This is a genomic window from Stenotrophomonas maltophilia, assembly GCF_006974125.1.
GTDB lineage: Bacteria > Pseudomonadota > Gammaproteobacteria > Xanthomonadales > Xanthomonadaceae > Stenotrophomonas > Stenotrophomonas maltophilia_O.
This window is the reverse complement of record NZ_CP037858.1, coordinates 2,061,886-2,074,867: the sequence shown is the minus strand read 5'-3', so window position 1 is coordinate 2,074,867 and position 12,982 is coordinate 2,061,886. Positions and strand designations below refer to the sequence as shown.

13 protein-coding genes are annotated in these 12,982 nt (G+C 67.5%); 6 read left to right on the top strand and 7 right to left on the bottom strand.

Annotated elements, in window-relative coordinates:
- Positions 1 to 41: 41 nt before the first annotated feature.
- The gene (bfr, locus tag EZ304_RS09410) at positions 42 to 512 is read left to right on the top strand and encodes a bacterioferritin (protein ID WP_005419804.1); all 471 of its coding nucleotides are present in this window, start codon (positions 42 to 44) and stop codon (positions 510 to 512) included.
- A 1-nt stretch (position 513) separates the two neighbouring features.
- On the opposite strand, the gene EZ304_RS09405 is transcribed toward bfr, so the two are convergent.
- From EZ304_RS09405 to EZ304_RS09395, 3 genes are read right to left on the bottom strand one after another with little or no spacing between them, the layout of a single operon-like run.
- A complete protein-coding gene (locus EZ304_RS09405; RefSeq protein ID WP_142806882.1) occupies positions 514 to 2,730 on the bottom strand; it encodes an ATP-binding protein in 2,217 nt (738 codons plus the stop codon).
- 1 nt (position 2,731) lies between these two features.
- Entirely contained in the window at positions 2,732 to 4,618 is a 1,887-nt protein-coding gene (locus EZ304_RS09400; RefSeq protein ID WP_099554091.1) for an EAL domain-containing protein, read from the bottom strand.
- A 44-nt stretch (positions 4,619 to 4,662) separates the two neighbouring features.
- A complete protein-coding gene (locus tag EZ304_RS09395) occupies positions 4,663 to 5,280 on the bottom strand; it encodes a DUF4126 domain-containing protein (protein ID WP_099554092.1) in 618 nt (205 codons plus the stop codon).
- Between the two features lie 179 nt (positions 5,281 to 5,459).
- Here EZ304_RS09395 and EZ304_RS09390 point away from each other — a divergent pair, with 179 nt between their 5' ends.
- The 5 genes from EZ304_RS09390 (at position 5,460) to ampE (ending at position 9,143) form a co-directional block, all read left to right on the top strand.
- On the top strand, positions 5,460 to 6,203 hold the full coding sequence (locus EZ304_RS09390; RefSeq protein ID WP_099554094.1) for a DUF6776 family protein: 744 nt from the start codon (positions 5,460 to 5,462) through the stop codon (positions 6,201 to 6,203).
- Positions 6,204 to 6,207: 4 nt separating this feature from the next.
- Positions 6,208 to 6,672, top strand: coding sequence for a bactofilin family protein (locus tag EZ304_RS09385; RefSeq protein WP_099554096.1), 465 nt, complete (start codon positions 6,208 to 6,210; stop codon positions 6,670 to 6,672).
- Between the two features lie 31 nt (positions 6,673 to 6,703).
- A complete protein-coding gene (gene erpA / locus EZ304_RS09380) occupies positions 6,704 to 7,096 on the top strand; it encodes an iron-sulfur cluster insertion protein ErpA (RefSeq protein WP_005411302.1) in 393 nt (130 codons plus the stop codon).
- Positions 7,097 to 7,215: 119 nt separating this feature from the next.
- A complete protein-coding gene (gene nudC, locus EZ304_RS09375; RefSeq protein WP_099554098.1) occupies positions 7,216 to 8,121 on the top strand; it encodes an NAD(+) diphosphatase in 906 nt (301 codons plus the stop codon).
- 134 nt (positions 8,122 to 8,255) lie between these two features.
- The gene (gene ampE / locus EZ304_RS09370) at positions 8,256 to 9,143 is read left to right on the top strand and encodes a regulatory signaling modulator protein AmpE (protein WP_099554100.1); all 888 of its coding nucleotides are present in this window, start codon (positions 8,256 to 8,258) and stop codon (positions 9,141 to 9,143) included.
- 650 nt (positions 9,144 to 9,793) lie between these two features.
- Here the strand turns inward: ampE and EZ304_RS09365 are convergent.
- The 4 genes from EZ304_RS09365 to EZ304_RS09350 all read right to left on the bottom strand — a co-directional run bounded on the left by EZ304_RS09365 (position 9,794) and on the right by EZ304_RS09350 (position 12,935).
- A complete protein-coding gene (locus EZ304_RS09365) occupies positions 9,794 to 10,219 on the bottom strand; it encodes a DUF2752 domain-containing protein (protein ID WP_142806881.1) in 426 nt (141 codons plus the stop codon).
- A 43-nt stretch (positions 10,220 to 10,262) separates the two neighbouring features.
- Entirely contained in the window at positions 10,263 to 10,541 is a 279-nt protein-coding gene (locus tag EZ304_RS09360; RefSeq protein ID WP_005411298.1) for a CD225/dispanin family protein, read from the bottom strand.
- Between the two features lie 34 nt (positions 10,542 to 10,575).
- Entirely contained in the window at positions 10,576 to 10,863 is a 288-nt protein-coding gene (locus EZ304_RS09355; RefSeq protein WP_005411297.1) for a CD225/dispanin family protein, read from the bottom strand.
- Between the two features lie 182 nt (positions 10,864 to 11,045).
- Complete coding sequence (locus EZ304_RS09350; protein ID WP_142806880.1) at positions 11,046 to 12,935, bottom strand: MFS transporter; 1,890 nt, start codon at positions 12,933 to 12,935, stop codon at positions 11,046 to 11,048.
- Positions 12,936 to 12,982 lie beyond the last annotated feature (47 nt).

Below are 12,982 nucleotides of genomic sequence, written 5' to 3'. Positions count from 1 at the left end.
GCGTTAAAGTGCCTGCGTTTTCAGCGTGCAGGAGCATCCCCATGAAGGGCGACACCAAGGTCATCGAATTCCTCAACAAGGTCCTCTACAACGAGCTGACCGCGATCAACCAGTACTTCCTGCACGCCAAGATGCTGAAGAACTGGGGCATCAAGGAACTGGCCGAACACGAGTACAAGGAATCGATCGACGAGATGAAGCATGCCGACATGCTCGCCGACCGTATTCTGTTCCTCGAAGGCCTGCCGAACTTCCAGGCGCTGGGCAAGCTGCGCATCGGTGAGAACCCGACCGAGATCCTGCAGTGCGACCTGTCGCTGGAACGCGATGGCGTGGTTACCCTGCGCGAGGCCGTGGCCTATTCCGATTCGGTCGGCGACTACGTCAGCCGCCAGCTGTTCGTGAAGATCCTCGATTCGGAAGAAGAGCACATCGACTGGCTGGAAACCCAGCTGGACCTGATCGAGCGCATCGGCGAACCGAAGTACCTGCTGAGCAAGCTGGAAGAGTGAGTCAGCCGCCCTGGCCGGCGCGATGCTGTGCCAGGTAGCCCGTCAGTGCCACGCGCGCACGGGCGAATTCCGCAACCAGCAGCGCCACCGCCACTGCGGGGCGCTGCAGGCTGCCGCTGCGGGCTTCATGCTCGATGCGCTGCGCGACTGCCGACAGCGACAGTGCGCCCACGTTCGCGCTGGATGACTTGAGGCTGTGCGCGAGGGCCTGCAGGCGGGGCTCGTCGCCGGCCTGCGCGGCCTGCTGCAGCTGCTGCACCATCGCCGGCGCATCCTCCAGGAACACCGAGATGATCTGGAGGGCGGTGTCGCCGATCACCGCGTGCAGCTCGTCCAGCACGTCGCGGTCCAGCACCGGTTGCGTCACCGCTTGGCTTTTCGTGCCTTGTAGAGCCGAGCCATGCTCGGCTGCCGGTGCTCGATCGGGTGCAAGGGCTTCGCCGTCGAGCAAGCTCGACGCTCCGACATCGCGTGATCGTTGCCCCCAGCGCTGCAGCAGCGCATGCAGGGTGGTACGTGCAATCGGCTTGGACAGATAGTCGTCCATGCCGGCCTGCAGGCAGCGCTCACGGTCACCGGCCATGGCATTGGCGGTCATTGCGATGATCGGAAGGCGCGGACGCCCGTTCTCCACTTCCTCGGCGCGCCAGCGGTGGGTGGCGGCATAACCGTCCAGCACCGGCATCTGGCAATCCATCAGCACCACATCCACATCGCCTTCGCGCAGGGCAAGCAACGCCTGCTCGCCATCGGCAGCGTTGCGCACCTCGCACTGGAACACGCGCAGCAGCTGCTCGGCCACCATGCGGTTGACCGTGTTGTCCTCCACCAGCAGCACGCGCAGGTGCAACGGCGGCAGCGTGGGCGCGGGCTGCCCCTGTCCTGCATTGACCAGCAGCGCGGCGGGGCGCGCATGCGCGACCGGTGCCGCCAGCAGTGCATGCAGCGCCGCGTCGTCGAAATGCGAGGGCAGCTGCCGCTGGCGCGGGCGTGCCGGAAGGGCATCGTCCTGCAGCCACAGCACCTGCAGCGCGTCGTCCTCGCCACGTTCGGCCAACGCCTGTTGCAGCGTTGCTTCACCGATGCGGCGCGCACGTGCATCGACCAGCAGCCAGGCCGGTGCCGGTTGCCCCGGCCTCGGCACTGCGCGCAGGCGCTCGACCACGGCATCGAACTGCGCCATGGCGTGCACCAGCAGCCCATGATGGGCCGCGATGCGCTCGATGCGTGCCTGCAGGATGGCATCGCCACTGAACAGCAGCAGCGAGTCTGGCGTGCGCGCCATGGCAGGCAGGTCGCCGGGCACCTTCAACAACGGGATCTCGAACCAGAACGTGGCGCCCTGGCCGGGCGTGGACTGCACGCCGATGCGCCCGTGCATCAGGTCGATGATGCGCTTGCAGATCGCCAGGCCCAGGCCGGTGCCACCGTAGATGCGGGTCGTTGAGGCATCGGCCTGGCTGAAGGACTGGAACAGGCGCGCCTGCAGCGCCTCGTCGATGCCGATGCCGGTGTCGATGACCTCAAAGCGCAGCTGGTGCTGTGCCGCACCTTCGCCCAGGCGCTGCACGCGCAGCTGCACCTGGCCGCGTGCGGTGAACTTGATCGCGTTGGCCAGCAGGTTGCTCAACACCTGGCGCAGTCGTACCGGGTCGCCACGCACCGGCAGGCGCACCGACGGGTCCAGCAGCAGCCCCAGCGACAGGCCCTTGGCGTCGGCGGCGCGCTGCATCAGCTGCACCACGCCATCAAGCAGGTCGCGCAGGTTGAAACTGGTGATCTCCAGTTCCAGTGCCTGCGCTTCCAGCCGCGAGTAGTCGAGAATGTCATCGACGATGCGCAGCAGCTGCTGCGAGCTGGCCGAGGCGGTGGCCAGCATCTGCCGCTGGTCCTCGCCCAGCGGGCCGCGCGCGATCAGCTCCAGCATCGGCAGGATGCCGTTGAGCGGCGTACGGATCTCGTGGCTCATCGTGGCCAGGAACTCGCCCTTGGCCAGCACCGCCGCCTCGGCGGCCTGCTTGGCCTGCAGCAGCTGCTGCTCCAGCTGCCCCTGGCGTTCGGTGGTGCGGCGCAGCTGGTCACGTTCGCTGGCCAACGCGCTGCGCTCACGCTGCAGGAGGGCCAGTGCATGGCTGCGCGCGCGCAGCCGCAGGCCCAACAGCAGCGCCGTGATGGAGGCCGCGGCAAGGGCAACCAGCAGCGCGACCCACATCGGCACGTCAGAGCACCGCGTTGTGGAAGTCGAAGTTCAGATCGCTGCCGGCAGACTGCACCATGTTGCCCTGGATGTAGTCGACACCGCCCACCCACATCGCGGCGGCGGCCTGCGGATCTTCGATCTGCTGGCCGATGATCTGCTGCCCGGCGGCGTGCGCCCGTTCGATTGCCCGGCGCAGCTCTTCGCGCGTGGCCGGATTGGCGTGGCTGCTGGAGAAGCGCGCGGCCATGCGCACGAACGACAACGGCAGCTGGGTCAGCAGTGCATCGGCTTCGCCACCGGGTTCGAACTGGCTCAGGCAGAAACGCACGCCGGCCCCTGCCATGCGTTCGCAGAACTGCTGCAGCGGCACGGCGTGGATCAGCGCGTCCGGCAGGCGCACGTCGATCACCAGTGCGCTGCCGGGCAGGCCGCGTTGCTGCAGTGATTCCAGCAGCCAGTCGGCGAAGGCATCGCGCTGCAGCGTGCGCAGTGACTGCGAGACGAACAGGTTCAGCGGCTGCGTCGCGTGCCGGTACAGGTCGAGAAGGCCCAGTGCATGGTCCATCACCTGCTGGTCGAGATCGGCGATGCGCCCGGCAGCCTCTGCGGCCGGAATCACCTGGCCTGCCGCCAGCAGCGTACCGTCGGCCTGGCGAAGGCGCAGCAGCAGCTGGTACTGCGCGGTATTGCCGCCGGCGACGGCGACGATCGGCTGGTAGGCCAGTTCAAGCTGGCCTTCCAGCAGTGCCAGGTGTTCCTGCTCGCTGATCACGTCGCGGTGCACGTGGCCAGCCACGCCGGCGCTGAGCAGGCGTGCCTGCAGGGTGGTGCGCTCGACCGCTTCCAGCGCGCTGCTGGCATCGTCGAAGCCCGGCGACAGCGGTGCATAGCCGACCACGCCGCGCAGGTGCACGGATTCGTCGTCGCGGATCACGAAGGCCCGCGCCGACAACTGCTCGCGCAGTGCAGCGGCAATGCCTTCCAGGCTGTCCTCGCTGACATTGCGCGCAAGCAGCAGGAAGCTGTTGTCGTTCAGGCGCGCCAGCAGGTGCGGGTGGCCGGCTTCTGCCAGGCGTTGCCCGGCCTGCACCATCAGGCGCTCGAAGGCGGCATAGCCATAGCGCTCGCGCAGGCCCAGTGCACTGGATATCTCGACGAACAGCACGCCGCCCTGGTCGCGGTGGGCAAGCGCGGCGTTGAGCTGCTGCAGTACGTGATGCCGCGTCGGCAGCCCGGTTTCCGGATTGCTGGTGGCCGGGGTGCCGGATACGCCGGGGAGGGTTGCGGCCTGCGCCCGCGCGCGTCGGATGCGGTTGGCCACGGCGGCGATCAGGTGGCGCGGGCGGATCGGCTTGCTCAGGTAGTCGTCGGCGCCACTGTCGAGTACCTCGAACTGGCGTTCCGGGTCCGGGTCGCCGCTGAGGAACACGATGGGCAGCAGCTGCAGGCCGGGCTGCTGGCGGATCAGCGCGGTCAGGCGCATGCCGTCCAGGCCGGGCAGGTGCAGGTCCATCAGGATCAGGTCGGGGCGATGTTCCTTGATCGCCTGCAGTGCGTCATCGGCATCGCTGTGCACGATCGCCTGCATGCCGGCGCCGTGCAGCACACTCTGTGCGAACAGCGCCTGTGCGCGATCATCCTCGACGATCAGCACGCGGTAGGGCGAATCGGAGGGCGGCGGCGCCTGATCGTTGTTGCCAGCCTCGGCCAGCATGGCCGGGCCCGGTAACGGCGGCGGTGCGCTGCCGATCGATGCGGGCGCATCGGAGGCGGCCAGCGGCGGAACCGCTGCCGGTGCTGCGGCGACGGCGCCCGCCGGTTCAGCGGTCCAGCGTTGCCAATGATCGGCCGGAGGGGTTTCAGCGCGTCCCGGGCGGGCGCCCGCGGGGGATTCGTTTGCGGCCATCGGTGCTCCTGGTGTTCGCGTCCATTATGCGACAAGCCCGGCGATCAACCGGTACCGGTCTGGCGTGGACTGTCGGGCGCTGCGGTGCGTGCCAGCCAGCGCACGCCCTTCCAGAGGGCGCGCCAGACCAGCCACACCAGCAGTGCGCCGGCCAGGCTGCAGGCCAGCACCACGATCAGCGCGATCCACGGGTGTGCCAGAGCCAGGGCCAGGCCGCCGATCACCACGGTGTCCTCGGCGGCGGAGGCGACCCAGTTGCTGGCCGGCTCCGGCGACGTGTTGAGCAGGGCACGGGTGCCGGCTTTCAAGCCATGGCTGGCCAGCGCAACACCTGCACCGGCAGCGAGTGCTCCGGTGCCCAGCTGCCCGTCCGGCGACAGTGTGGCCGCGGCGAGGAAGGCACCCGCAGGCACGCGTGCCAGGGTCTGCACCAGATCCCACGCCGAGTCGACGCCGGGAATCTTGTCGGCGAAGAATTCGGTCACCGCCAGCGCCGCCGAGGTGCCCAGCACCCACCACGACTCAGTGGCCTGCAGGGCCGGTGGCAGGTCGACCCAGCCGAGCAGGCCGGCCAGGCCGACGCCGAACACCGTGAGGTAGACGCGGATGCCGGCCAGCCAGGCCAGCAGGATGCCGATCACGAACAGGTGGGCTTCGGTCATGGCGATGCTCCGGCGACGGAACTGTGCAGGGGGCCACACTATCGACGATGGCGTGCCTGAACGCCACAGACCGCGGTCGGTCACTGCGCAGGAAACCCACCCGTCCTGTCATACACTAGCCCGTCGTTTGCCACAGGGGCCGTACCGGTGTCGCCCTCGCGATGCCCCGGAAACCACCCATGACCAACCGTCCTCCCATGCGTGTGCAGGTCCGCCTGCCCGGTGCGCCGCAACCGCCGGCCGACCGTCGCCGCCTGCTGGTGATCGGCGGCATCTGGCTGCTCAGCCTGGTGCTGGCCGTGCTGGGTGGCTGCTGGATGGCCACGCCGCGCGATGCACAGGGCCAGCGCCTGCAGGCCGCCGAGAAGCGCGCCGAGACGCTGCAGGTGCAGCTGACCGAACTGCGCCAGAAGCAGGCCACGCTGGAAGCCTCCGACCGCATCAGCCGCGCCGCCAACACCGAGGTGCAGTCCTCGCTGGCCGAGCGCGATGAGGAAATCGCCGGCCTGCGTGCCGACGTTGCCTTCTATGAGCGCCTGGTGGGTTCGACCAGCCAGCGCAAGGGCCTGAACACCCATTCGATCGAGTTCAGCCCGGAAGCGGCCGGCACCTGGCAGTACACCGCCGTGCTGACCCAGAACCTCAACCGCGGCGCCATCAGCCAGGGGCAGATGCGTTTCACCGTGGAAGGCGTGAAGAACGGCAAGCTGGCCACGATCAGCTGGGATGATCTGCACCAGCGCAGCAAGGTACCGGGACAGGATTACTCGTTCCGGTACTTCCAGCAGATCACCGGCAGCGTGATGCTGCCGGCTGACTTCACCCCGCAACGCGTGCGGGTGACATTGGGGAGTGGTACGGGGGGTACCACCCAGGTATTCGACTGGAAACAGGCCGGTGCGCCGGCCAGCAAAGGGGAGTAGGCAGATGTTCGGAAGCAGCAAATCCAACCGTGAAGGCCAGCTGGTGGTGGATGCCCTGATCGGCAACCAGGTGGTGATCCGCGGCGATGTGGAATTCAGTGGTGGCCTGTATGTGGAAGGCCGCATCCACGGCAAGGTGATCGCCGCCGAAGGCGCCAGCGGCGCGACCCTGACGGTCGCCGAGCATGGCGTGATCGAGGGCGAGATCCGCGCCCAGGTGGTGGTCATCAGCGGTCGCCTCGATGGCGACGTGCATGCCACCGAAAAGGTCGAGCTGACCCCGAGCGCGCGGGTCAACGGTAACGTCCATTACCAGGTGGTGGAGATGAATGCGGGTGCCCAGCTGAACGGCCGCCTGATCCATGCCAGCGCGCCGATGGCGGCCCTGCCGGCCCCGGAAGGCGACGACGCCAATGGTGGCAAGGGTGATACTGCTGCACGCCGCAAGCTGGCCGAGGCGATGGCTTGAAAGCCGTCGTTGGCGCCCCCATGCTGACGGCATGAGCACGCTAGTCTCCCTGCCCGGCGCCACCCCGGCCGCCGCGCCCGATTACCAGTCGCTGGAGCGCCCGCTGAACTTCACCGAGTCGGCGGCCGCCAAGGTCAAATCCCTGATCCAGGAAGAGGGCAACCCCGACCTGGCCCTGCGTGTGTACATCGAAGGTGGTGGCTGTTCGGGCTTCCAGTACGGGTTCGAGTTCGACGAGAACCGTGCCGAGGACGACCTGGCGGTACAGACCAGCGGGGTGACCCTGCTGGTCGACCCGCTGAGCCTGCAGTACCTGATGGGCGCCGAGGTGGACTACACCGAGAGCCTGACCGGTGCGCAGTTCGTGATCCGCAACCCGAACGCCAAGACCACCTGCGGCTGCGGCAGCAGCTTCAGCATGTAGGCGGGGCGCGGGGCCTGCGTCCCGCGCGACAAGGTGTGTGGAGCAAGCTCCACACCCACAGACGGCTTCGGCAAAGCCCGCGGCTTGCCACCTGCATCGATTGGCGGCACGCTTGCCGGATGCCCAATACTCCTTCGCCGCTTTCCGGTTTCGCCTTCGTGGGCGAACCGCTGGAGCGCGCCGATGCCCTGCGCGAAGATGCCGATGCACTGGCGCGCCTGTGGCCAGGCGCGCGCATTCTGGTGCTCGACAAGGACGGCAGCGCCTTCACCAGTGATGACGACCAGCCGCTGGCGCTGACCGGCGCCGACATCGGCGGCGGGCCCGGCTCCGCGATCTTCCTCGGCCTGCGCGGGGAACAAGCGTGGTTCTCGGTTGAAGCCGCCAGCGTCACCGTCACCGCACCACGTCGCCTCGATCTGCGTCAGGCCGCCCTGCTGTGGTCGGTGGCTGATGCGACCGCTTTCAGCTACGCACGTGGCATGTCCTACTGGCACTCACGTACCCGTTTCTGCGGTGTATGTGGTGGTGCCGTGGCGTTCGCCCGCGGCGGCTTCGTGGGGCGTTGCGCGCAGTGTTCCACCGAGCACTACCCGCGTGTCGACCCCGCTGTGATCGTGGCGGTTGAAAACCAGGGCCGCCTGTTGCTCGGCCGCCAGTCGAACTGGGCGCCACGTCGCTACTCGGTGCTGGCCGGCTTTGTCGAACCGGGCGAGACCTTCGAGCAGACCGTGGTGCGGGAAGTCCACGAGGAGAGCAAGGTGCGGGTGACCGCCTGCCAGTACCTCGGTTCGCAGCCCTGGCCATTCCCGGGTGCGCTGATGGTTGGCTTCCGCGCGCAGGCGCACGCCGATCTGCCGGCCGTGGATGGTGAACTGGAGGACGCACGCTGGTTCAGTGCCGAGGAGGTCGGTGCCGCGCTGGCACGTGATGACGAAGACGATGGCAAGGGTATCCGCCTGTCACCGCCGATCTCGATTTCGCGAGGGCTGATCGAGCACTGGTACCGGCAGCAGAAGGGCTGAGCCAGGCCGGCGGGGGCGCCTGTATTGCCGCCACCTGAACACGGCACGGGTTACAGTCCGGTTCACCGCTGAGGGCGCCGCTGCGACAGGTAAGGTAGCGACGCCGAGCGATCTGTTTCGTAGGGAGACCCGCCATGTTCACCACTCTGGCCGCCGTGCTGGTCGCATTGGCCCTGGGCCATGTCGCTCCGGCCGCTGCTGCCTCGCTGCGCCGTTTCGACGGCTTCCGGCGCTGGTTGGGCTGGCTGGATGCGCGTGGTGGAAAGGCCTGGCAGGGGCCGGCGGGTGTTGCCCTGGCACTGCTGCCGCCGCTGCTGCTGATGGGCCTTCTGGCCTGGCTGCTGCGCGGGGTACTGTTCGGTCTGCCATCGTTGTTGCTGGGCGTCGCGGTGCTGGCCTGGTGTTGGGGCCCGCGAGACCTGGACCGCGATATCGAGGCCATCATCGATGCCGACGATGCAGCGACGCGGCAGGCCGCAGTGCGCAATCTGCAGTCGGCCGGCGGCAGCCTGCGCGAGGACATCCCGTCGCTGGTCGAGGCGACGGTGCTCAACGCACTGCGACGCTGGTTCGCGGTGTTGTTCTGGTTCCTGTTGCTGGGCCCGGCCGGCGCGCTGGGTTACCGGCTGCTGGCGCTGATGGCGGAGAGCCCGATGCGCGCACGCGTGCCGGTGGAGCCGCTGGCGCTGGCGCAGCGCCTGCTGGGCTGGATCGAGTGGCCGGTGGCACAGTTGATGGCGTTCTCGATGGCGCTGGTCGGCAATTTCGATACGGCGTGGAAGGCCTGGCGCCAGGCGCACGGTGAGCGCCTGGCAGGCAACATCGGGTTCCTGGGCGCGGTGGCGCGGGCCAGCGTCAATGCCGAACTGCGCGAGGATGCACACGACTACACCGAGGCGGGGCTGTTGCCGGTGTGGCAGCGGTTGCCGGACCTGCGGGATGCGATGAGCCTGGTGTGGCGGATGCTGCTGCTGTGGTTGGCGATCCTCGCCCTGCTGGTGATTGCAGGCTGGGTGACGTAGTTGCTTTGCAGGGCTTGCAGCCCTGCACCTGCAGAGGCCAAAGCCAAAGCCAAAGCCAAAGCGGCTCTGGGTTGCTGAGGGTTGGGCGGGGCGGTGTGGGGCTGCAGGACACGCCGTAAACCCCCAGGCCGGCCCAGCCGCTAGCGGCTGGGCGTTCGGGCGCTTACGAAGCAGTGCTTCGCAAGCAAAGCGCCCTCACCCCTGGGGGCTCGATGGCGCCTTGCTCGTGTGCGCTGTCCTGCGCACACGGCAAGGCCGGGGTTGGGCGTCCTGCCCAACCCGCCCGAGGCGTGCCTCGGGCCCATGGCGCCAACGGTCCTGCAGCCCCACACCGCCCCACCCCCGACAGATTCCGGCGGCTGTTGGTAGGTGTCGACCTTGGTCGACACGGTAGATCCACGCCATGCGTGGATGCAGAGCGAAGCGATCCGCTTCCGCTTTTGATCTTCTCTTTCTTTTCCGTGGTGGACGTACACGGAAACTGTCCGTGGCCGGGTGGGTGGGCTGCGCAGGGGCGTGAGCCGCATGGATGCGGCGACCGAGCTTACATGGACGTACTTGCAGCGGCCCCTGCGCAGCCTACCCGCCCGGCCAACCCCATGATCGACGAACGCCGCCCACCACGAGGGGCTGCGCCGTTGGCTGGAAACCTAGATCGGTGCCAGCGCGTTGAACGGTGCCCACGGCAGGTTGCGCAGCAGCGCATACCCGGGCAGCACCCAGAGCCAGAACGTGGGATTGGCCAGTACCCGCATCAGCGGGTCGAGCACACGCGGCCGGATGCCGGCGATGTTCAGCAGCATCAGCAGCAGGAACGGCAGGCTGATGACCAGCAACGGGTTCATCGCCATCGCGCCGGGCAGGTCGAAGTGGACCAGGGAATACAGGCAGCGCGTGCTGCCACAGCCCGGGCAGTACAGGCCGGTCAGGGCGTACAGCGGGCAGCTCGGCAGGGGATTGCCGGCGACATACGGATTGACGTTGCGCAGCACCACCGTGGCACCTGCGGCCAGGCCGGCGGAAACCAGCAGCGGCGCCCAGCGGGCGAGTCGGGAACGGATGGGAAGCGCAGACATGCAACAACGGATCCGGCGCAGGCGCCGGATCCGTCCAGGCGTATCAGTAGCCGCTGTTGCTCATCGCGCCCATGCCGCCGAGCACAACGAAGAACAGCACGTACAGCACGACCAGCACGGCCCAGGCGATGGCCGACCAGATGGCCCACTTCTTGGCCTTGGCAGCCGAATCCTGGGCGCCGGCGATGTCGCCAGCGGCCAGCTTGCCGTTGACCTGTGCAGCGTAGACGATCGACACGATGCCGGCCGGCAGGCAGCAGAACAGGGTGGTCAGGATGGCCCAGACCAGATTGTTCGGGACCTGCGGAGTAGCGGTATTCATGGGTTCAAGCTCCTTGATGGGTGGTGGTGGTGAATCATTGGTCGGAAAGAGCGCCCAGTACGGCCAAGCCGCCGAACAGCCCGAGCCACAACAGCAACAGGACCGGCAGGGCCACGGCCGAAGCCACTGCCCACCAGCCCGCCTTGCGCGACGCGCTGTAAGCCCCCGGCAGGTCGCCGGCCGCGCGACGGCCATCGACCTGGGAGGCATAGACGATCGACACCACGCCCAACGGCAGGCAGCAGAACAGCGTCGTCAGGATCGCCCAGACCAGATGGTTGGGGATGTAGACCGGACGGCTGAGCGGTGGTGGTTGATTCAAAGCGAGACTCCATTCCTTGGTGGCCGGCCTTGGTGAATCGGCCGGACCTCCCCCCTGTGGGTGCGTAATCTACCGCAACCGGCGTTGCATGTATGCGTTTACAGTCACGACATGTCGCGTACGCCACTGGACGGTGACGTATGTGGGGGAGGTTGCCGGGCCCGCCTGGCGGGCCGGTTGCGTCAGGCGTGATCGCCGCGCAGGGCCCGCACCTGGGCTTCCAACGCCTGGGCGTTGGCGGTGTGGCCATCCACGGCCGGTGCCGCCACCACTTCGACGGTGGCGCGGAAACGGCGCGGCACGCGCATGCGGCCGAGGCGGCTGTCGCGCCGGCTCCACATGCTCGACCACATCCCGCGCAGGGCCATCGGCACCACCGGCACCGGACGCCGCTCGAGGATCTTCTCGACGCCGGATTTGAACGGTGCCATCGCACCATCCTTGGTCAATGCACCTTCCGGGAAGATGCAGACCAGCTCGCCCTCGGCCAGTGCTGCGTCGATGTCATCGAACGCGCGCTGCATCAACGCCGGGTCTTCGCGCGCACCGGCGATCGGGATCGCCTTGGCGGTACGGAAGATCCAGCGCATCACCGGGATGTTGAAGATCTTGTAGTACATGACGAAGCGCACCGGGCGCGGAATCGTCGCCGACAGGATCAGTGCGTCCATGTAGCTGACATGGTTGCAGACCAGCAGCGCGGCGCCCTCGTCGGGAACGTTCGCTTCGATGCCGTGCGGACGCAGGCGGTACAGGGTGCGCACCATCAGCCAGCTGAGGAAGCGCATCAGGAATTCGGGGACGATGGTGAAGATGTAGATCGCCACCAGTGCGTTGGCGATGGCCAGCGCCAGGAACTGCTGCGGAATGGTCCAGTGCAGCAGCTTGTGCGCGGCCAGTGACAGCAGGGCTGCGCCGACGATGAAGCCGGAATTCTGGATGCTCAGTGCGGCGAACACGCGCGACATCTGCGCCTTCGGTGTGCGGCTCTGGATCAGCGCGAACAGCGGCACCACGAAGATGCCGGTGAACAGGCCGATGCCGATCAGATCGATGACGATGCGGATGCTGCCCGGCTGCTGCAGGAACGTTCCGATGGTCAGTCCGTGCACCGTCGCTTCGCCACTGCGGGCGAAGTACAGGTCGAGCAGGAACGCGGTCATGCCGAACGCGCCCAACGGAACCAGGCCGATCTCCACCGTGCGTGCCGACAGCTTCTCGCACAGCAGCGAGCCGATGCCGGTGCCGACCGAGAACAGGGCCAGCGCAAAGATGTACAGAGTTGGCTCACCGCCGAGGTTGGTCACGGCATAGGCCGGCAGCTGCGAGGTCAGCACGGTGCCGACGAACCAGAACCAGGACACGCCCAGGATTGAATTGCGCACTGCCTTCTGCTGGCGCGCCATGCGCAGCACCGCCAGTGACTCCGGCAGCGGGTTCCAGTTGATCTTCAGGCTAGGGTCGCCGGCATCGACCTTGGGAATCAGGCGCGCGGCGATGTTGCCGCAGATCGCCAGGCCGATGATCGCGCAGGCGGCCACCACCGTGCCGTGGCTGCCGGCCACGGTGAACACCAGGCCGCCGACGATCATGCCGGAGAGGATCGACATCGAGGTGCCCATTTCAACCAGACCGTTGCCGCCGGTCAGCTCTTCGGGCTTGAGCACCGAGGGCAGCACCGAGTACTTCACCGGGCCGAACAGGGTTGACTGCATGCCGGTGCAGAACAAGGCGACCAGCAGCACCGGCAGGCTCTGGGTGAGGAAGCCGGTGGCCGCCAGCGACATGATCACGATCTCCATGGTGGTGGTGATCACGATCAGCCGCGATTTTTCCAGTTTGTCGGCGATCTGCCCGGCCAGTGCCGAGAACAGGAAGTACGGCAGGATGAAGATGGCAGGTGCCAGCGTGGCATACAGCCCCAGTTCTTCCTCCGGCACGGCCATGAACAGCAACATGCTGATGATCGCCTGCCGGTACACGTTGTCGTTGAACGCTCCGAGCGCCTGGACGACGAAGAACGGCAGGAAACGGCGCTGGCGCAGCAGGGCGAACTGGTTGTGACCGGACATGGAGCCTCCTTGACCGGCGCAGCCTAGCATTCCTGCCCGTGTGTCGG